Origin of the sequence: Mesorhizobium sp. L-8-10 (assembly GCF_016756635.1) — a bacterium.
In the GTDB taxonomy this organism is placed as follows: domain Bacteria; phylum Pseudomonadota; class Alphaproteobacteria; order Rhizobiales; family Rhizobiaceae.
Genome location: NZ_AP023263.1, coordinates 1,014,255 through 1,034,212, shown reverse-complemented (window position 1 = coordinate 1,034,212; position 19,958 = coordinate 1,014,255). Strand labels below are relative to the sequence as shown.

The 19,958-nt window shown below is 65.4% G+C and carries 14 protein-coding genes; 4 read left to right on the top strand and 10 right to left on the bottom strand.

Annotation, left to right across the window (positions count from 1 at the left end; all coding sequences use genetic code 11):
• Window positions 1-224: 224 nt before the first annotated feature.
• Together JN280_RS04655 and JN280_RS04650 are read left to right on the top strand one after the other, a co-directional pair.
• A complete protein-coding gene (locus JN280_RS04655; RefSeq protein WP_202310334.1) occupies window positions 225-1,874 on the top strand; it encodes an FAD-dependent oxidoreductase in 1,650 nt (549 codons plus the stop codon).
• A gap of 28 nt (window positions 1,875-1,902) precedes the next feature.
• Window positions 1,903-2,364 (top strand): nuclear transport factor 2 family protein, encoded by a 462-nt coding sequence (locus tag JN280_RS04650; RefSeq protein WP_202310333.1) that lies wholly within the window; start codon window positions 1,903-1,905, stop codon window positions 2,362-2,364.
• A 659-nt stretch (window positions 2,365-3,023) separates the two neighbouring features.
• On the opposite strand, the gene JN280_RS40090 is transcribed toward JN280_RS04650, so the two are convergent.
• Window positions 3,024-3,335: a hypothetical protein gene (locus tag JN280_RS40090; RefSeq protein WP_244743726.1), complete on the bottom strand. Its 312-nt coding sequence runs from the start codon at window positions 3,333-3,335 to the stop codon at window positions 3,024-3,026.
• A 507-nt stretch (window positions 3,336-3,842) separates the two neighbouring features.
• Between JN280_RS40090 and JN280_RS04645 the strand changes: the two genes are divergently transcribed.
• Window positions 3,843-9,977, top strand: coding sequence for a DUF4082 domain-containing protein (locus JN280_RS04645; RefSeq protein WP_342216160.1), 6,135 nt, complete (start codon window positions 3,843-3,845; stop codon window positions 9,975-9,977).
• A gap of 207 nt (window positions 9,978-10,184) precedes the next feature.
• On the opposite strand, the gene JN280_RS04640 is transcribed toward JN280_RS04645, so the two are convergent.
• The 9 genes from JN280_RS04640 to JN280_RS04600 all read right to left on the bottom strand — a co-directional run bounded on the left by JN280_RS04640 (window position 10,185) and on the right by JN280_RS04600 (window position 18,814).
• Window positions 10,185-10,532: a RidA family protein gene (locus JN280_RS04640; RefSeq protein ID WP_202310331.1), complete on the bottom strand. Its 348-nt coding sequence runs from the start codon at window positions 10,530-10,532 to the stop codon at window positions 10,185-10,187.
• Between the two features lie 72 nt (window positions 10,533-10,604).
• Window positions 10,605-11,669, bottom strand: a complete 1,065-nt coding sequence (locus tag JN280_RS04635; RefSeq protein WP_202310330.1) for an ABC transporter ATP-binding protein — start codon at window positions 11,667-11,669, stop codon at window positions 10,605-10,607.
• A gap of 78 nt (window positions 11,670-11,747) precedes the next feature.
• Entirely contained in the window at window positions 11,748-12,530 is a 783-nt protein-coding gene (locus JN280_RS04630) for an ABC transporter permease (protein ID WP_202310329.1), read from the bottom strand.
• Window position 12,531: 1 nt separating this feature from the next.
• Window positions 12,532-13,461: an ABC transporter permease gene (locus JN280_RS04625; RefSeq protein WP_202310328.1), complete on the bottom strand. Its 930-nt coding sequence runs from the start codon at window positions 13,459-13,461 to the stop codon at window positions 12,532-12,534.
• A 10-nt stretch (window positions 13,462-13,471) separates the two neighbouring features.
• Window positions 13,472-14,542 carry an extracellular solute-binding protein gene (locus JN280_RS04620; RefSeq protein WP_202310327.1) on the bottom strand — a complete coding sequence of 357 codons (1,071 nt, stop codon included), beginning with the start codon at window positions 14,540-14,542 and terminating at the stop codon, window positions 13,472-13,474.
• 35 nt (window positions 14,543-14,577) lie between these two features.
• Window positions 14,578-15,543, bottom strand: coding sequence for a membrane dipeptidase (locus JN280_RS04615; protein WP_202314536.1), 966 nt, complete (start codon window positions 15,541-15,543; stop codon window positions 14,578-14,580).
• 17 nt (window positions 15,544-15,560) lie between these two features.
• The gene (locus JN280_RS04610; protein WP_202310326.1) at window positions 15,561-16,265 is read right to left on the bottom strand and encodes a hypothetical protein; all 705 of its coding nucleotides are present in this window, start codon (window positions 16,263-16,265) and stop codon (window positions 15,561-15,563) included.
• Complete coding sequence (locus JN280_RS04605) at window positions 16,262-18,001, bottom strand: hypothetical protein (RefSeq protein ID WP_202310325.1); 1,740 nt, start codon at window positions 17,999-18,001, stop codon at window positions 16,262-16,264. Before JN280_RS04605 ends, JN280_RS04610 begins: the two co-directional genes overlap by 4 nt.
• A gap of 54 nt (window positions 18,002-18,055) precedes the next feature.
• Entirely contained in the window at window positions 18,056-18,814 is a 759-nt protein-coding gene (locus JN280_RS04600) for an IclR family transcriptional regulator (protein ID WP_202310324.1), read from the bottom strand.
• Window positions 18,815-19,083: 269 nt separating this feature from the next.
• Here JN280_RS04600 and JN280_RS04595 point away from each other — a divergent pair, with 269 nt between their 5' ends.
• Entirely contained in the window at window positions 19,084-19,851 is a 768-nt protein-coding gene (locus JN280_RS04595) for an SDR family NAD(P)-dependent oxidoreductase (protein WP_202310323.1), read from the top strand.
• Window positions 19,852-19,958 lie beyond the last annotated feature (107 nt).

Sequence of the window (19,958 nt, the reverse complement as noted above, 5' to 3'; positions counted from 1 at the left end):
ATGGTCGCAGATTACGGCGTGTGCTACAATAGTCTCGTTCCGAACCCTGCAGCCTCCGATCATTCCGCTACAGGAATCTGTAAAGGGCAGGGATTTGAAAGACGTGCGCTTTGCGAACGGGCAGGGTGGCCGCAGCATCGCCGGGAGAGGATCCGGTCGGATCGAGCGATGCGGTGTTTCGAAGGGAGGTCTGGACCTCCCGCCATGCCGCAGGAGGAAAGGCCATGCCGTCCATTTCAAGGAAATCCGCCGCTCCCGCCAGGCGCCGGAGCTTCGATGTCGAGGCCGATATCGTCGTTGTCGGCGGCGGCGCCGGCGGGCTCGCCTCGGCCCTGTTCAGCCGCTGGCACGGCAACAGCGTGGTGCTCCTGGAGAAGGCCGACGAACTCGGCGGAACCACCAGGAAGGCCGCCTTCTGGTACTGGGTGCCGAACAACAAGCATATGCGGGAGGTCGGCATCGAGGACCGCAAGGAGGACTGCCTGCGCTACATGGCGCGGCTGTCGCGTCCGGAGGCCTATGATCCCGACCATCCGACGCTGGGCATGAGTCAATGGGAATATGATTCCTACGCCGCGATCTACGACAATGCCTCGCCGGCCACGGAACTGCTCGCGAAAAAGGGCGCGCTGGAGTATCGCCACTGCGATTTCGTGCCGGACTATTGGGCCGAGCTGCCCGAAGACAAGGCGCCCAAGGGCCGCGTGCTCCTGCCCAAGGGCGCGCGCGAGAGCATGTCCGACGGCGGCGAGGTCGCGGTACGCGCGATGAGCGACCGGGCGCGGGCCGACGGCGTCGACATCCGCACCGGGCACCGCGTCCAGCGCACGGTCCTTGATGACGACGGCAGAGTGGTCGGCATCGAGGCCGACACGGCCGACGGCAGGACAATTGCCTTCAGGGCGGCGAAAGCCGTCATCTTCGCCTCGGGCGGCTTCACCCACGATGTGACGCTGCGCAAGAACTTCCTCAGCGTGCCCGTCTTCGGCGGCTGCGCGGCGCGCAGCAACGAGGGCGATTTCGTCCATATCGGTTCGGCCGCCGGGGCCGAACTGCGCAACATGAACTATGCCTGGATGTGTCCGATCGTGCTGGAGAAGGCGCTGGCCGACGATCCCGCGCTGATCGGCACCTTCTCGCCTTCGGGCGATTCGATGATCTATGTCGACCGGAACGGGAAGCGCGTCACCAACGAGAAGCTCGCCTACAACGAATCCGCGCAGGCCTTCTTCGCCTGGGATCCGGCCAGATCGGAATATCCGAACCTGGTTCTGGCGGCGATCTGGGACCGGCGCAGCCAGGAGCATTCGGCCAGCGACGAGTATGGCCGCTTCATCGTGCCCGAGGGCGCCGACGACCGCCATGTCATCAAGGGCGCGACCCTGGCGGAACTGTCTCGGAATATCCGCGCACGCCTGGAGAAACATGCCGGCCGCATCGGCGGCCTGGCGCTCTCCGGGAATTTCGAGAAGAACCTCGCCGCCACGATCGAGCGTTTCAACGGCTTTGCCAGGGAAGGAAGGGACCTCGATTTCCGTCGCGGCGAACGCCAGGTCGAGCTGCTCTTCAACGGCCCGGCCGCCGAAAGCCCGGCGGCGCCCAATCCGACCATGTATCCGATCGCCGGCGAGGGGCCCTATTACGCGGCGCTGCTCACCGGCGGCAATCTCGACACCAAGGGCGGCCCCGTCACCAGCCCCGACGGCCAGGTGCTCGACCATACCGGCACGCCGATCGCCGGCCTCTATGGCGTCGGCAATTGCGTCGCCTCGGCATCGGCCAGGGCCTATTGGGCGGGCGGCGCGACGCTGGGGCCGATCCTCGCCTTCGCTTATCTCGCGGCCAATGCCGCGAATGCCGAAAGCAGGCATTGAGAGAGTGTTCTACCGGGAGGAAGCAACCATGGCACTCAGCACGCAGACCATGACCGACGAGCAGCGCAAATCCGTCGCGCTCGAATATCTCAAGGCATTCGACAATGGCGGGGTGACCTCGACCGGTGGGTCGATCCTCGAGCTCTTCGCCGAGGACGCGCAGGTCTACTTCCCGAAATGGGGCCTCGCCAACGGCAGGGACGAGATCGGCAGGATGTTCGGCGACGTCGGCGGCACGCTGAAGTCGATCACCCACCACTATTCGCATTTCAACTGGATCTTCTCCGGCAGCGACCTCGTCGTCTGCGAGGGCACCAGCCATGGCGAGCACCAGGACGGTCCGTGGCGGGCAGGCCTGCCGGAATGGCAGGCGGGGCGCTGGTGTGACGTCTTCGAGATCCGCGACTGGAAGATCCAGCGCTGCTTCATCTATCTCGATCCCGACTATGCCGGGAAAGACACCGAACGTTATCCCTGGCTCGGCAAGTAGCTCTTGCTCGCCGCGGCGGCCGTCATCCGCCGCGGCGACGAGATTTCGGCCTTGTGGCCGGACGTGCCAGGCGCACTTCACCGCGTTCTATCCCGGAAGCGAGCCGGCCGCATTCCCCGAAATTCCGCCGGGAGCGGCAGCCAACCTGGCCGCTCCGGGAATTCTGACGCCGACGCCCAAACAAGCGGTCAGAGCGGCAGCACCGATTCCATCGATGCGACCGTCGCTCTGGGCGCAGGACCCCGGTCTTGTCGTCCATCCGACTCGGCATTCAGGGGGCACAACTGAGTGATGGCTTCGGAAGGAATACCCGGTCGGCACTGGCACGCGGGAGGCTCTCTTCAATGTGCCGCAGCAGGATACAGGGCACGTGAACGGTGTCGGATGCCCGATAAGGCCTGCTGAAACAGCGGTTGCTTGCGTCCAGTCTGAATCCAGTCTTTCGCCCGGAACCCGCACACGGCAAGGTACAGTCGTGCGATTCGCTGCTTGTCACGACCATTGCGTTTTCATGCGTTGCCCGCATGTCGGCATCGACTCCAACGTGCCGCGTGACAGGTGCCCTGGATCGACCGTTTGATCCTGCTCGAAGTAGCTACGGTATATTTGTTGCCATATCAGCTATACTTGTACTGTGTGGCATGAACATCACTGAGAGGTCAGTTTTGTTGACCTTGCCGCGCAACTCCAAGTAGTTCCGCAAAGGTCATCGCATGCAGGGTGATGATCGTTCTTGGGATTTCCGTTCCGTTGCCCTCGGCTCGTCGGTTCTGAGGTGGCTGGCCGCTGGCGGCAAAACGACGTCGCGTAAGGCCACGCATAGGCGCGAAGGCTACCCGCAGCCTGATCCGGCTGTGCAAGTTGTGAACGAGCACGGCGTCATGGTCGATCCGGCGATCGACCATGGGTACCTGCGCAGGCAACGCGGCTGGCTCAATTCCGGGGCTCACGGCCAGGCCGACGTCGTTCATGCGTCCTGGTCATTGGCGGGCGCTGCCGCGCGGGCACTCGGCACAGTGCTACCGGGTGCTGGCTCGTTCGGGATCGGCTCGCCGCGGCCTGCAGCCGGTGAGGGCATCAACGTCGATCCCTCTCACCTCTTTCAAAGTCCTGCCCCAGCGGCGTCGGAGCCAGAAGCGCCCCTGGCACCTTTATCGACCACTTCAAGCGGCACGGTCATCCACGCGACGGCTCCTTCGGCCAGGCTGACTGCCGATATTGCCGAATCATTTGTGGGATTTGTGCCGGCTGCCATTTCCAACGCCATCTGTTGCGGGGGTTGCGGCTACATCAATTGCCCGACACGGCTGCTCGATCAGCCCGCCGGCAGCGTTCTCCAGGCGGACGGCCAACTGCCGGGAACGAGGCTGTATGATGGAGCGGACTATGTGCCGAGCGGTCCTGCTCTCTTCGGAGCCTCGATAAGCGATCCGCTATCATCGCGCAACGTAGTGCCCTTGGAGGGGTGGAGCAATCAGTTGCCCGGAGGCGGGGAGACCGGCACCGGAACGATGACGGGCCAGATCGGTATCCTGTCCGGCTCGGTCACCACAGGGGCGGTTGTCTCCAGGACCACCTCGCAGGATCTTGCCGCGGCCACGAACAATCCGATCGTTCTCGAGAACCAGAAGCCCGGCAATCCGGAAAGCGAGTGGGGCATTGTCGGCGCGGGCGACTCGAACATCGAGGGCTTCGCCACCGACATAAGCGTCGATCGCGGCCAGACGATCAGCTTCAAGATCGACACCAATTCCAACAACTATCGGATCGACATCTATCGGCTCGGCTACTATGGCGGCATGGGGGCGCGAAAGGTCGCCACGATTCAGCGCACGGGACTGCAGAACCAGCCCGCGCCTTTGTACAACGCCGCCACCGGCACGGTGGACGCCGGCAATTGGGCCGTATCGGCGTCATGGGCCGTGCCCGCCGATGCTGTCTCCGGCGTCTACATCGCCAAGCTCGTGCGCCAGGACGGAACTGCCGGCCAGAACCACATCCCGTTCATCGTCCGGGACGACAGCAGCCACAGCGACATCGTCTTCCAGACTGCGGATACAACGTGGCAGGCGTATAACGGTTGGGGCGGGGCAAATTTCTACGGCGGCAACGGTCCGGCGACGGGTCAGGGGGCGGGGCGCGCCTATGCGGTCAGCTACAACCGGCCCATCGCGACGCGCGGCGGAGTCGGCACCTATGCCGGCCCGCAGGACTATCTTTTCGGCGTCGAATATGCGGCGATCTACTGGCTCGAGCAGAACGGCTATGACGTCTCCTACATGTCGGGGGTCGACGTTGACCGTTATGGCAGCCTGCTCCTGAATCACAGGATGTATCTCGACGTCGGCCATGACGAGTATTGGTCCGGTCAGCAACGCACCAATGTCGAGGCAGCCCGCGATGCCGGTGTCAACCTGCAGTTCTGGAGCGGCAATGAAGTCTACTGGCGCACCCGCTGGGGCAACGCAATCAGCGCGGACGGCACGCCCTATCGCACGCTGATCTGCTACAAGGAGACATGGTCGCCCAGCGCCAGTATCGATCCTTCCAGCGAGTGGACCGGGACTTTTCGCGATCCACGCCTCAGCCCGCCGGCGATCGGCGGAGGGAATCCGGAGAACTCGCTGACGGGGACGATGTTCCAGGTCGATGACGTCGGTTCCAATCTCCAGGCGATCACGATTCCCTACGATGACGCCAACCTGCGGTTTTGGCGGGACACGAGCGTTGCCAATCTGCAACCCGGTCAGACGGCAACGCTGACGAAGAACTATCTCGGCTACGAGTGGGACGAAGCGCCCGACAATGGTTTTGATCCCGCCGGCCTGATCAAGTTGTCGTCGACGACGATTCCGGTAAGCACTTATCTGCTCGACTACGGAAATACGACCGGCAGCGGCGTTTCGACCCATAATCTGACGCTCTATCGAGCTCCGAGCGGCGCATTGGTCTTCGGTGCTGGAACCGTCTATTGGGCATGGGGCCTGAGCGACAATCACGACCTTCAGCCGACACCCACCGATGCGCGCGTGCAGCAGGCAATGGTCAATCTGCTTGCCGATATGGGCATACAGCCGGGGACGCTGCAGGCCGGGCTTGTCGCCGCAACCGGTTCGACCGACCAGACCGCCCCGACCTCCCTTTTCACGGCGCCCACGAGCGTTGTCGCAGGAAGCACTGTAACGATTTCCGGAACCGCATCGGATATCGGGGGGGTGATCGCCAGCGTCGAGTTCTCGACCGACAACGGCGCAAGCTGGCATCCGGCAACCGGCGACGAGAATTGGACGTATACGTGGACGCCGCAGCTTGCCGGCACCTATACGGTTCGTTCCCGCGCCGTCGATGACAGCGTCAACCTGGAAACGCCTTCCACTGGGCGCACGATCACGGTCAGCGGACCGAGCTATGTCTCGCTGTTCGGATCGGCGACGCCTGCGGTCGTGAGCACCAACGACGCTTCCGCGGTCGAGCTCGGCGTCAGATTCCGCACGTCAGTGGCCGGCACCGTCAGTGGTATCCGCTTCTATAAGGGCAGCCAGAATACCGGCACCCATACCGGCTCGCTGTGGTCCAGCACCGGCGCGCGGCTGGCGACCCTGACATTTACCAACGAAACTGCCAGTGGCTGGCAGAGCGCGACCTTTTCCAGCCCTGTGACGTTGACTCCGGGCGCCACCTACACTGCCTCCTACCACACCAACGTCGGTCGCTACTCCACGACTGCCAACTACTTCACCGCAGATGTTACCAGCGGCCCGCTGACGGCGCCCGCGACCGGCAACGGCGTCTACGCCTATGGCAGCAGCAGCCTGTTCCCGACCAGCACGTTCCAGGCGACGAACTATTGGGTGGACGTGATTTTCGACCCCAGTTCGTCGCCGGGCAACACGGTGCCGACGGCGGTTGCCGACACGGGGGACGCCACCGAGAAGGGCGGCGTCGCCAACGGCTCGGGCGGCGCGCCGGCCACCGGCAACGTGCTCGCCAACGACACCGATCCGGATGCCGGCGACACAAAGACCGTCACCGCGGTCAGCTTCGGTTCGACCAACGGCACGCTCGGCACGGCGCTCAATGGCGCCCATGGCAGCCTCGTGCTCAATGCGTCCGGTGCCTACACCTACACCGTCAACGAGAACTCTGCCGCCGTGCAGGCGCTGCGGCAGTCGACCGACACGCTCACCGACGTCTTCAGCTACACGATGCGGGACACCGCCGGCGCCACCGCCACGGCGACGCTCACCGTCACCATCCACGGCGCCAACGACGCGCCGGTGCTTGCCGTCCAGACCGCCAATCAGAATGCCACCGTCGGCACCGCCTACTCGCTGGTGCTGCCGGCCAGTACCTTCACCGATGCCGACAGCGGCGACACGCTCGCTTATGCGGCCAGCACCACCAGCGGCGCGGCACTTCCCGCCTGGCTGAGTTTCAACGCCGCGACGCGAACCTTCAGCGGCACGCCGACGGCGGCCGATGTCGGCACGCTCGGCATACGGGTGACGGCGACCGATCTCGGCAGCCTCGCCGCCACCGAGACCTTCAACATCACCATATCGACGACGCCGAACACGGCGCCGACGGCGGTTGCCGACGCGGGGGACGCCACCGAAAAGGGCGGCGTCGCCAACGGCTCGGGCGGCGCGCCGGCCACCGGCAACGTGCTCGCCAACGACACCGATCCGGATGCCGGCGACACAAAGACCGTCACCGCGGTCAGCTTCGGTTCGACCAACGGCACGCTCGGCACGGCGCTCAATGGCGCCCATGGCAGCCTCGTGCTCAATGCGTCCGGTGCCTACACCTACACCGTCAACGAGAACTCTGCCGCCGTGCAGGCGCTGCGGCAGTCGACCGACACGCTCACCGACGTCTTCAGCTACACGATGCGGGACACCGCCGGCGCCACCGCCACGGCGACGCTCACCGTCACCATCCACGGCGCCAACGACGCGCCGGTGCTTGCCGTCCAGACCGCCAATCAGAATGCCGCCGTCGGCACCGCCTACTCGCTGGTGCTGCCGGCCAATACCTTCGCCGATGTCGACAGCGGCGACACGCTCACTTATGCGGCCAGCACCACCAGTGGCGCGGCACTTCCCGCCTGGCTGAGTTTCAACGCCGCGACGCGAACCTTCAGCGGCACGCCGACGGCGGCCGATGTCGGCACGCTCGGCATACGGGTGACGGCGACCGATCTCGGCAGCCTCGCCGCCACCGAGACCTTCGACATCGCGGTGTCGACGGCCCCGACGACCTACAGCCTGTTCAGCGCATCCGACACGCCGGCCCAGACCAACCTCAACGACGCACGGCAGATCGAGGTCGGCGTCAAGTTCCAGTCGAATGTTGCCGGCGAGATCACGGCCCTGAAATTCTACCGCAGCCCCGGTGACGCCGGCCAGAACGTCCTCGACCTGTGGACGGCGACCGGCACAAGGCTCGCCAGCGCCACCTTCACCAACACCGCGGCAAGCGGCTGGCAGACCGTCGCCCTGGCGACGCCCGTCTCGATCGCCGCCAACACCATCTATGTCGCGTCCTACCACACGACCGGCACCTACGCGTCGACGACCAATTACTTCACCAGCGCCGTGACGAGTGGTCCGCTGACGGCACCTGCGAGTGGCAACGGTGTCTACCGCTACGGTGGCAGCAGCACCACCGGCATCTTCCCGAACAGGACCTTCAAGGCCTCCAACTACTGGGCCGACGTGGTCTTTAGGGCAACGGCGCCGAACACGGTGCCGACGGCGGTTGCCGACACCGGGGACGCCACCGAGAAGGGCGGCGTCGCCAACGGCTCGGGCGGCGCGCCCGCCACCGGCAACGTGCTCGCCAACGACACCGATCCGGATGCCGGCGACACCAAGACCGTCACAGCGGTCAGCTTCGGTTCGACCAACGGCACGCTCGGCACGGCGCTCAATGGCGCCCATGGCAGCCTCGTGCTCAATGCGTCCGGTGCCTACACCTACACCGTCAACGAGAACTCTGCCGCCGTGCAGGCGCTGCGGCAGTCGACCGACACGCTCACCGACGTCTTCAGCTACACGATGCGGGACACCGCCGGCGCCACCGCCACGGCGACGCTCACCGTCACCATCCACGGCGCCAACGACGCGCCGGTGCTTGCCGTCCAGACCGCCAATCAGAATGCCGCCGTCGGCACCGCCTACTCGCTGGTGCTGCCGGCCAATACCTTCGCCGATGTCGACAGCGGCGACACGCTCACTTATGCGGCCAGCACCACCAGCGGCGCGGCACTTCCCGCCTGGCTGAGTTTCAACGCCGCGACGCGAACCTTCAGCGGCACGCCGACGGCGGCCGACGTCGGCACGCTCGGCATACGGGTGACGGCGACCGATCTCGGCAGCCTCGCCGCCACCGAGACCTTCAACATCACCATATCGACGACGCCGAACACGGCGCCGACGGCGGTTGCCGACACGGGGGACGCCACCGAGAAGGGCGGCGTCGCCAACGGCTCGGGCGGCGCGCCCGCCACCGGCAACGTGCTCGCCAACGACACCGATCCGGATGCCGGCGACACCAAGACCGTCACAGCGGTCAGCTTCGGTTCGACCAACGGCACGCTCGGCACGGCGCTCAATGGCGCCCATGGCAGCCTCGTGCTCAATGCGTCCGGTGCCTACACCTACACCGTCAACGAGAACTCTGCCGCCGTGCAGGCGCTGCGGCAGTCGACCGACACGCTCACCGACGTCTTCAGCTACACGATGCGGGACACCGCCGGCGCCACCGCCACGGCGACGCTCACCGTCACCATCCACGGCGCCAACGACGCGCCGGTGCTTGCCGTCCAGACCGCCAATCAGAATGCCGCCGTCGGCACCGCCTACTCGCTGGTGCTGCCGGCCAATACCTTCGCCGATGTCGACAGCGGCGACACGCTCACTTATGCGGCCAGCACCACCAGCGGCGCGGCACTTCCCGCCTGGCTGAGTTTCAACGCCGCGACGCGAACCTTCAGCGGCACGCCGACGGCGGCCGACGTCGGCACGCTCGGCATACGGGTGACGGCGACCGATCTCGGCAGCCTCGCCGCCACCGAGACCTTCGACATCGCGGTGTCGACGGCGCCGACGACCTACAGCCTGTTCAGCGCATCCGACACGCCGGCCCAGACCAACCTCAACGACGGTCCGCAACTCGAGGTCGGCGTCAAGTTCCAGTCGAATGTTGCCGGCGAGATCACGGCCCTGAAATTCTACCGCAGCCCCGGTGACGCCGGCCAGAACGTCCTCGACCTGTGGACGGCGACCGGCACAAGGCTCGCCAGCGCCACCTTCACCAACACCGCGGCAAGCGGCTGGCAGACCGTCGCCCTGGCGACGCCCGTCTCGATCGCCGCCAACACCATCTATGTCGCGTCCTACCACACGACCGGCACCTATGTGGCGACGGACAACTATTTCACCGGTGCCGTCACGAACGGACCGCTGACAGCACCGTCGAGCGCGAGCGCCGGCGGAAACGGCGTCTACGCCTATGGCGGATCCGCCACGACGGGCCTGTTCCCGACGAACACTTTCGCTTCCGCAAACTACTGGGCCGATGTGGTCTTCCAGCCGCAACTCGTCGCCTGAACCTTCGGCGATTTCCGCCTATGGGCTTCGCCAGGACCGCTCCGGCGTCTGGCCTGCAAGTGCAGAGCCGCGGCGCGGCCCGTCGCGCCTTCAGTATTGAAGGGCGTTGGTGCACGGATCATTCAGCGGACTGTCGTAGGCGGGCGCAAACGCCAGCCGTCGGTCTGCCGCCGCACTGCCCTCAAACATCGTGCCGCCCGCCGCGGCTTATCCGGCGGCCGCGGTCACGATGATCTCGACCTTGTAGTCCGAAGTCGCCAGGCGTGCTTCACTGGTCGCGCGCGCCGGCGGCTGGCCCGGAACCACCCAGGCGTTCCAGACCGCGTTCATTTCCTCGAAGTCGCCGATGTCGGCCAGCCATATGGTGGCCTGAAGCAGACGCGACTTGTCGGTGCCGGCCTCCGCCAGGAGAGCATCGATCCTGGCGAGAACCGCCCTGGTCTGCGCCGTCACGCTTTCGCCCGGCGCGCCCACCTGTCCGGCGAGGAAGACCATGTTTCCGTAAGTCACTGCAGCGCTCGACCGTTCGCTCGGCTTGATCCGGCGGATATCCATTGCTTTCCCTCATGTGTCTGGCGGCCGGACATCGCGCCCGCAAGCCGTGGTGGTTCGGCCCGATCGCCCGTGTCAGGCCAGCACGTGAACGTGCTTCGGATCCCAGGCGATGACGCAATTGTCGCCCGCCGCGATATGCGTCGCGTCGACACCGAGCACGCGGGTGCGGATCGACAGCGGGCCGGATTGGGCGATGATGAGCCGGCTTTCTCCATAGTTGACCGAATCCCGGATCACCATCTCGCGCTCGTTCGCACCCGCGGCGGTCCTGGCTTGCGGGCGCAGCTTGAAGATCTCGGGCCGCATCATTACGCTCACCGCGCGACCGGCCGGCAGGTCGTGGCGGCTGGTGTCGACATCGCCGAGTCCAGGCACCGAGACGGCGCCGCCTTCCGACATCCTGCCTTCGAAGATGTTGCTGTCGCCGACGAAGGAGGCGACGAAGGGCGTCGCCGGCTGGTAATAGACATCCTCCGGTGCGCCGATCTGCTCGATCTTGCCCCTGTTGAACACGGCGATCCGGTCCGACATCGTCATGGCTTCGGTCTGGTCGTGCGTGACATAGATCATGGTGACGCCGAGTTCGCGATGGATGCGGCGCAGCTCCACCTGCATATGCTCGCGCAGGTTCTTGTCGAGCGCGCCGAGCGGCTCGTCGAGCAGGATCAGGTCCGGCTCGAAGACGAGCGTGCGGGCCAGGGCGACGCGCTGCTGCTGGCCGCCCGAAAGCTGCCGGGGGTAGCGGTCGGACATGCCGGTGAGCCCGACCAGTTCGAGGGCGTGGGCGATCCGCCTGCGGGACCGCTCCTTCGTCTCGCCGCGCATCCTGAGCGGATAGCGCACATTCTCCGCCACGGTCAGATGCGGGAAGAGCGCGTAGTTCTGGAACACCACGCCGATGTTGCGCTTGTAGGGCGGCACATCGACGAGCGAGCGGCCGTTCAGCAGGATCGAACCTTGGGTCGGTGCCTGGAACCCGGCGATCATCATCAGCGTCGTCGTCTTGCCGGAGCCCGACGGGCCGAGGAAGGAGACGAATTCTCCGCGCCTGATGTCGAGGGAAGGAATCTCGACCACATTGGTGCGTCCGTCGTAGGACTTCCGGGCATTGGCGATGGCGAGGATATTGTCGTTCATGGGAGATCTCCCTGGAGCAATTCCATCAAGGTGCGCAGCGGTCTCGGGTCAGGAACCGCGTGAAACGAAGGGCACGCTCTAGGCTCCGGCGGGCGCCAGCCTGGCGCGGACGAGCCGCGCGGCCGCGGCCATGCCGACGCCGGCAAGGACAAGAGCGAAGAGGATCGACGAGGCGGCCGCGATCACGGGATCGGCGTCCATGGAGAAGCTGTTGAACATCTGCCGGGGCAGCGTCGCCGTGTCGCGGCCCGAGATGAACAGCGCAATCACCGATTCGTCGAAGGAGTTGATGAAGGTGAAGAAGGCCGCGACGAGGAAGGCCGGCCGCATCACCGGAAGCGTCACCGTCCGGAATGTCGTCAGCGGATCGGACCCGAGCGAGGCGGCGGCGCGCTCCAGATTGGCGTCGAAGCTCTGCAGCGCCGCGGTCAGGATGAGCGTCGCGATCGGGATGGTGATCGAGACATGGGCGAGGACCACGCCGGCATAGGTCTGCACGAGGCCGATCTCGCCGAAGAACATATAGTAGGCGAAGGCCAGCACGATGTGCGGCACCAGCAGGGGCATCAAGAGGAGCAAGCGGAACGCCCGCTTGCCGAAGAACTCCAGCCTGACCAGCGCGAAGGCGGCCGGGGTGGCGATCAGCAGCGTCAGCAGCGTCGTGCAGGACGCCGTGATCAGGCTGTTCATCAGCGGCCCGGTCCAGTTCGGCTCGGAAAAGAATGCTCTGTAGTAGCCGATCCAGTAGCCCGGCGGCGGGAACTGCAGCGAGGGCGCCGAACTGAACGACATCGGCACCACGATCAGTGTCGGCCAGAACAGGAAGTTGGCGGTGAGGAAGGCGAGGGCGCGGGCAAACATGCTATCGCCTCCAGATCTTCTCGATGTCGAAGAAGGCGTTGTAGACGCTGAAGAGCACGAGGGTGAAGACGAGCAGGATCATCGAGGAAGCCGATGCTCCGCCGAAATCGAGGAACTGCTCCATCTGCTCGGCGATCAGCCCTGATATCATCATGTCGCGCGGGCTGCCGATCAGGATCGGCGTGACATAGAAGCCCATGCAGGTGATGAAGACCAGCGTCACGCCGTTGATGATGCCGGGGGCGCTGAGCGGCAGGAAGACGGTGAGGAAGGCGCGCGCGGGCGTGGCGCCCAGGCTCCCGGCGGCCTGGAGATAGGCCCCATCGATGCGGCGCATGACGGCGTAGAGCATGAACACCATAAGCGGCGTCAGCATCTGGGTCATGGCAAGCGTCGATGCGAAGGAGGTGTAGAGCAGGCGCGGCGGCGGGTTCCAGCCGAAGGCCGCGAGTGCCGCCTGGGCCGGACCATTGTTGCTGAAGATCACCATCCAGGCATAGGTGCGCACGAGGAAGTTCGTCCAGAAACTTAGCGCAACGATCAGAAGCAGAATGTTGCCGAAGGCCGAGTTCCGCGTCGCCGCCACATAGGCGACCGGATAGGCGACGAAGAGTGCGCAGATGGTGACGGTGCCCGCGGTCAGGACCGTCTCGGCAAGGATGCCGAGCGCCCTGGGCGAGGAGAAGAACTTCACATAGTTGCCGAACCCCGGTGCCGGCTCGGTGAAGCTCATCCAGGCGATGAGCGTCAGCGGAATGATGAAGAAGAGGCCGAGAAAGATCAACGGCGGTGCATAGAGCAGGGCCGGCGAGAACAGGAGCCTTCCGGAGCCCCGCCCGTGGGGGCGGGCGTCCTGATGAGCCGCCTTGGCGGTCTCCGGAGCTGCTTTGGCGGTCTCCACCACCACGCGCTGGAAATCTCTCTCGGTCATATTCATTGGATCAGGCGCCGATCCACTCGTCGAAGCGGCGCTGTATCTCGTCGATCTGCGGCGAGATCTTCTCGACGTCGAAGAACACGACCTTATCCTTGTACAGCGGGGACGTGACGGCCTTGGCGGCCTCTTCGGCGGTCAGGAACTTGAACGCTTCGGGATTGACCGGTCCCGATCCGCTTTCGATGGCAAAGCGGGCGACGCGTTCGGGCTGCACGGCGAAACGCACGAAATCCCATCCGGCCTGCGATCGCGGGGTGCCTTTCGCCACGACCCAGAACGCGGTGTCGACGAGCGCCTGGTTCCACACGATCTCGGCCGGTGTGCCTTCGTCCATCGCTGTCCGGGCATAGTCCGGCCACATGCCGATCGCGTCGACCTCTCCGTCGCGGATGATCTGGGTCGACTGCGGGCCCTGGGTCCACCAGATCGCGATGTGCTCCTTGAGTTTGTCGAGCGACTTGAAGGCGCGATCGAGGTCGTAGGGGAAAAGGTCCTTTGGCGCGACTCCATCCGCCATCAGCGCGATGCCGAGTGCGCGGGCTGCATAGCGCTGGAGCGACCGGTCGCCCGGGAATTTCTGCAGGTCCCAGAACTCGGCCCAGTTCTGCGGGCCGCCATTGGGGTAGACGTCCTTGCGATAGACGATGGCGTTGCCGAAGGCGTGGGAGGCGATGCCGTTGGCGACAAGACCGCCTTCGAACAGGTCGTTCGCCGACACACGACCCTCTGCCTTCTCGATCAACTCCGCGTTGTTGGCACGTCCCAGATCGGCGACGCCGAGGGTGGTGACGTCGAATTCGTAGACGCCGGTGCGGACCTGGGCGGCAAGCTTCGCGAATGAAACCGGCGATACTGTACGAATTTCGACCCCCGTCTCGGCCGTGAAGGGATCGAACAGGTTCTTGCGGGCGGCCTTTTCCCAACCGCCGCCCCAGGTGTTGACATAAAGCACCTTCTCTTCGGCGTAGGCACGGTGAACGTAAGGCATTGCGACAGAGCCGATCGCCGCGGCCGATGCCGACTTGATGAACTGCCGGCGCGTGAAGCCGCGCCCCTTGTCATGCACGTAACCCATGGAACTCTCCCTGTTTCTATGGTTCCCCGCGCGGCCTATCCAAAATTCGCCGCGTAGACGCGAAGCCAGTTTTCGGCACTGAGCTTCGCGATCTCTTCCCTGCTGAAGCCGACGCGCCCGAGCGCGGCCGGGACTTCGGCGAGGTTGTAGACCTCCGGCAGCCACTCCGGCGGCTTGGAAGGCCCGGAATTCGTCTTGGAGCCCGCCCCATATTGCTCCGTGCGCGTCCAGCGGCCGTAACGCATCCAGTCGAGTTCGGCCTGGCCGACATGGTGGCTGTCGTCGGTGCCGAAGCCGACATGGTCGACGCCGACGATGTCGACGGTGCGGGCGACCATCTCCGCCCATCCGTCGACCGAAGCGCAGGCGCTTTCGGGCGTGATGTTGCGGTAGGTGGCGCAGCCGACCACGCCGCCCTTGGCGGCGAGCGCCTTCAATACCTCGTCGCTCTTGTTGCGCCTGTGCGGGAAGAGCGACGCGGCATTGGCGTGGGTTATGGCAATCGGCTGTTCGGATTCCTCGATCGCGTCGAGCGTGGTCCTGTCGCCGACATGCGAGCAGTCGACCAGGATGCCGTGGCGGTTCATCTCGCGCACGACCTCGCGGCCGAAGCGCGACAGCCCGGTGTCGACCGGCTCATAGCAGGAGCTGCCGACGTCGTTCTGGATATTGTAGGTGAGCTGCGTCACCCGCACACCGAGTGCGGCGAAGAGCTCGACATAGCGGATCCGTCCCTCGAAATGGCCGGAGTTCTGGAAGCCGAGCACGAACGCCACCTTGCCCTCCCGCCGAGCCTGGCGGATGTCGGCGGTGGTCCGGGCGATCTTCATCAGATCCGCATTGGCGCGCTCCAGATCGTACCATTCGGCGACCGAATCGAATCCCTCGACGGCGCCGCCCCAGAAACCGAGCGTCGGGGTCACGCAGCCGAAGCCGCCCGCCACCAGCTTCTCGATGACCTTGCGGTCGAAACGACCGCATTGCAGCGCGTCGATCAGCATCGTCCTGTCATGGGCGGTCATCGTCTGAACTCCAGGGCTTCGGCTGTCAGCATCGAGATGTCCTCATGTGCGAATTCTTCGTCGTGCTCGCCGACCACCGTTCCGTCCGGCTTGATCATGAAGGCGCCGGTGTGAGTGCGCGAAATCACCGTGTCCTCGGCGAGCGCGTTGCTCGACAGGTGGAACAGGTGAAACCAGAGATCCCGGCGGACCGGGATGCCTTGTCGGCGGATGCGGTCGAGTACGGTCTGGCGGGACGGATCGCGTGCACCGACTTCGATCCTCACCGAGCCGTCGTCACCTGCCGTGGCGGTTGCGGAAAGTTCGTGTTTCTCGGCGATCGCAGCGACGATGCGGAGTTCGGCCGGCTCGACCGCGTTGACGACGGTCACGGCGCCGGCGCCCTTGCGCCGGTATTCGTCGATGGCGAGGTCAAGCGCCGGCTCGGCGATGAGCCAGGCGTGGCGGCCTCCGGCGTCGATGCGGATGGCGTCGCCGGCTTCGATGATCGAGATCGGCGCCGATGGCGACGATGCGAGGAGCGCTATCTGGCGCTCGAGATCCTCACAGCCGGACGGGCCGAGCGCGGCGGAATAGACGCCGCAGTCCATGACCGAGAAGATCATGCCGGGCTCCACGCCTTTCCACTGCACGAGGCGTTCGAGCACCATGCGGCTTTCGCGCAGAGTTGCGTTCATCGGGTCGAGGAAGGGAGCGTTCATAGGACAGGCTCGGCCGGATGGAACCAGTGGGGATCGATTGAGCCGGTGGCGACCTCCGCTGGAAGCGGTGCGCCCTGCATGAGCACGCCGCGCAGCACGCGGCCCATCGCATCCTGCGTCTTGTCGAGGCCGTGGATGGCGCCGTTGAGCAGCCGGGTCATGTGGGCGGGAATGAAATCCTCGCTCATGATGTCGGCATGGGGGGAATGATAGGGCAGGCCTCTCAGCGCCTGGACCCGCGCCACGATGCGGCGGTGTTGCGGGCGTGTGAGCAGGAAGCGGGCCACACTGCTTCGCGGCCCGGTCTCGGCGAGGTCGCGGTCGAGGGCAACCACGAGGCGCGGCAGGTCGAGCCCGAGGTTGAAGGCGTCGGGTGCTTCTTCGCGCAAGCCCCGCCTCGGTTCCTCGGCATTGGCGGATTTGTACCAGACATAGCGCCTGGACCGTTCCGACGTCAGGTCCATGCCGAAGGCCCAGCCATAGTCGGCGTGGATGATCTCGCGCAGCCGGGCAACCGACATTTCCGGCTTGCCGATCAGTTCCTCATCGACGGCGAGCGTGTCGACGAGCTGGTCGGCATAGTCCGGCACGAGCTCGATAAGGGCCGAATTGAAGGTTTCGACCGCATCGGCGACATAGCGGCCCTCGAGCGATGCGGCGAAGTCGGCCAGCGGCAGGATCGGCCCGGGCAGGCCGGCGTCGGAACGCTCCTTGAACAGGACGAGCTCCTTGCGGATCCCCCTGAGGTCGTCGGCGATAGTCCGGCTCGGGGTGAAGTCGGTATATTGCGTGCGATCCTGTTCGCGGTAGACGATCGCCTTGTCGATCAGCCGCAGCAGCAGTTCGACCTTGCCGTCGCCCCTGACGACGTCGGACAGCTTCGCCTGGGCGAGCGCCTGCTCATGCGCCCTCAGCCAGCGGTCGACGAGGCGCGGATGGTTGTTCACATAGAACATCAGGCCGAGTGCCGAGCCGTTGCCGACGCCGAGATAGCGCGCCATCTGTTCGTCGAGTTCGACCGCGGTGGACCCGCCCTCGGCGCGCGCCAGGTGATGGGCGAGGTCCAGCGCGAAGACCCGCATCATATAGGCGGTCAGCATCTGGGCGCTCAGCGAAGGCCGCAGCGGATGGCCCGGCGCAAAGGCGAGGAAGCTTTTGGTTCCGAAGGTCCCGTTGCCGTCGAGGCCGGTGTTGCGCATGATGTAGGTGGCTTCGGCGAGCTCGGCCGTATCGGGCTGGCGGCCGGCCGCCAACGCCGCGACCGTGGAATCGAAGACCCGGCCGCTGCGGTTGGAGCGGCACCAGATCAGCGTCTCCGGCGCGGCGCGGCCGTGATAGAGAAGCGGCATCTCCTGCCCGACCAGCTCTATGTCGCGCTCGGTCACTTCCCCTTCGATCAGGGACCCCATCATGTCCCAGGCCGTGCCGATGATGCGACCGGTACGGCCTTTGGCGGTCGGCTCGAAGGAGTGGACCACGAAGGAGAACACGCAGCTTCCCGCCTCGATCCGGTAGAGCGCGATGCCGCGCGCCTTGTGGTCGAGGTCGAAACGCTGCCGGGTGATCGTCCAGCGTCCCCTGGCTGCCCTGGCGATGATCGAGCGGGTCGCGCTGACGCGCGAGGGCTGCAGCGCGGCAAGCCGTTCGGGCCGCATCAGCACCGACGGCTCGCGCATCAGCGATTGCGGCCGGTAGGCGCCGCTCTCGTCGAGTTTGTGATCAATGATGGCGTTCATTCTCGGAGTGCTTTCGCTCGTCTTTTCCAAGGTCTTGTTCTGAAGCGATCGGGCTCAGCGTTCCTTGCCCTGCAGCAGCGCAGTCAGCCGCCTGGCGGTTCTCACCAGCGGTTCGACAAGTGCCGGTGCGTTGATGCGACTCACCGGCCCGACCAGCGACAGAGCAGCGATGCAGGCGTTGCGGTGGTCGAAGACCGGGGCCGCCACGGCGCGCACATCGCCCGTATTGTCGGAGAAGGCGTAGCCGTCGGCCCGCACCTTCTCGCAGGTCGCCTCGTCGGGCACCTTGTCGGCCTGGGCGCGGATCATCCTGGCGCTGTGTTCGTCGGCGAAGGCGAACAGCACCTTGCCCGAGGCGGAGTTGTGCAGTGGAAACCCTGTGCCGACCGGCTGGCGGGCGCGCAGCAGGCCGCCTTCCTCGGCACGCTGGACGATATAGGGCTGACCGCCCTGCAGGACCGCGAGCGACGCGGTTTCCCTGGCCTCGGCGGCGAGTTCCTTGAGCAGCGGTACAGTGCGTTCGCCGAGATTGGCCTGCTCAAGCGCCGCCCCGCCAATGCCGACGGCCTTCAGGCTGAGCCGGTAGCGGCTCTCCTCGATCTGCTCCACCCAGCCGGCTTCGACCAGGGTCAGCAGGCGCTGATAGGCGGTCGGCCGGGAGATGGCGAGGTGATCGGCCAGCTCGAACAGCTTTACCCCCCGCGGGAACGTCGCCAGCGCATCGAGGACCTCCATCGTCTTCAGCACCGTCGACAGCGGCCGAACGCCGTTCGTCTGAGTCTCGGATATTCTATTTGAATATTCAGTATCCATATACAATATCCTGCAAATAATTTGATCCACGTCAACGCGAAAACCGCCGTCTTCTGCCTCGCGACGACGGCCTTCTTGCGTAAGCGTCTGTTTCGTCTGTCTTTCCGGCGTTCTGCCACGTGGCTTACTGGAGGCACATGACCGGCTGGGGTCGACCCGGAGTGCGGTACATTGCAAAATACATATTATATGATAATAAAAGTTGGTTGGCGGAGAACGGTACCTGGCGCCGGAAGGTCTGGGGTCCGGTCATAGGGAGGAGTACGGCTATGGCAATCACGCCCAGGTTCGATCTGGAGGGGAAGACGGTGCTCGTCACCGGCGCGTCGCGCGGCATCGGGCGCGCCTGTGCGCTGGCTTGCGCCGGATCGGGCGCCGACGTCATCGTCGGAGTCCGTGGGCTCGCCGACGGCGCGGCACTCGCCGCCGAGATCGAGGGGTTGGGCCGGCGCGCCGTTGCGGTCGAGTTGGACCTTGCCGATCTCGCGACCGTGCGCGGTGCCGTTGGGGCCGCCGTTGCCGCCTTCGGCCGCATCGACGTGCTCGTCAACAATGTCGGAGTCGGTCCCGAGAACCTGGCCGAGAACGTGACCGAGGAGGATTTCGACTTCACCGTCGGGATCAACCTCAAGGGCACCTTCTTCACGACCCAGGCCGTCGGCCGGCTGATGATTGCCCGGAGATCAGGGCGCATCGTGAATATCAGTTCGCAGGCCGGAACGGTGACGCTGAAGGGCGAGGCGATCTACTGCATGACCAAGGCGGCCATAAACCATCTGACACGCTGCCTCGCCGCCGAATGGGCGCAATACGGCATCGCCGTCAACAGCGTGGCGCCCACCTTTATCTGGACCGATGGAACGCGCCCCAGCCTGTCCGATCCGACGTTCCACGCTGCTGTGCTTGGCCATATACCGCTCGGCCGGATCGGCGACCCCATCGACGTTGCCGGCACGGTCGTCTTCCTGGCTTCGCCGGCCGCGTCGCTGATCACCGGTGCCAACATACTGGTCGACGGCGGCTGGTCGGTGGCATGACGCGAGCCCTGCCTCCCTTCCGTAGACAGGACCGGCATGCTCCGCGCGAGAAGGAGGAGCCCCGAGGTCGCCCCTCTGCAACTCCCGCGATGACGCGAGGATCAGAC

What these genes read in the sequence shown, in the direction of transcription:
- JN280_RS04655 (WP_202310334.1), top strand. Translation starts at nt 225, where the DNA reads ATGCCGTCCATTTCAAGGAAATCCGCCGCTCCCGCCAGGCGCCGGAGC.
- JN280_RS04650 (WP_202310333.1), top strand. Translation starts at nt 1,903, where the DNA reads ATGGCACTCAGCACGCAGACCATGACCGACGAGCAGCGCAAATCCGTC.
- JN280_RS40090 (WP_244743726.1), bottom strand. Translation starts at nt 3,335, where the DNA reads ATGAACGACGTCGGCCTGGCCGTGAGCCCCGGAATTGAGCCAGCCGCG.
- JN280_RS04640 (WP_202310331.1), bottom strand. Translation starts at nt 10,532, where the DNA reads ATGGATATCCGCCGGATCAAGCCGAGCGAACGGTCGAGCGCTGCAGTG.
- JN280_RS04635 (WP_202310330.1), bottom strand. Translation starts at nt 11,669, where the DNA reads ATGAACGACAATATCCTCGCCATCGCCAATGCCCGGAAGTCCTACGAC.
- JN280_RS04630 (WP_202310329.1), bottom strand. Translation starts at nt 12,530, where the DNA reads ATGTTTGCCCGCGCCCTCGCCTTCCTCACCGCCAACTTCCTGTTCTGG.
- JN280_RS04625 (WP_202310328.1), bottom strand. Translation starts at nt 13,461, where the DNA reads ATGACCGAGAGAGATTTCCAGCGCGTGGTGGTGGAGACCGCCAAAGCA.
- JN280_RS04620 (WP_202310327.1), bottom strand. Translation starts at nt 14,542, where the DNA reads ATGGGTTACGTGCATGACAAGGGGCGCGGCTTCACGCGCCGGCAGTTC.
- JN280_RS04615 (WP_202314536.1), bottom strand. Translation starts at nt 15,543, where the DNA reads ATGCTGATCGACGCGCTGCAATGCGGTCGTTTCGACCGCAAGGTCATC.
- JN280_RS04610 (WP_202310326.1), bottom strand. Translation starts at nt 16,265, where the DNA reads ATGAACGCTCCCTTCCTCGACCCGATGAACGCAACTCTGCGCGAAAGC.
- JN280_RS04605 (WP_202310325.1), bottom strand. Translation starts at nt 18,001, where the DNA reads ATGAACGCCATCATTGATCACAAACTCGACGAGAGCGGCGCCTACCGG.
- JN280_RS04600 (WP_202310324.1), bottom strand. Translation starts at nt 18,814, where the DNA reads ATGGATACTGAATATTCAAATAGAATATCCGAGACTCAGACGAACGGC.
- JN280_RS04595 (WP_202310323.1), top strand. Translation starts at nt 19,084, where the DNA reads ATGGCAATCACGCCCAGGTTCGATCTGGAGGGGAAGACGGTGCTCGTC.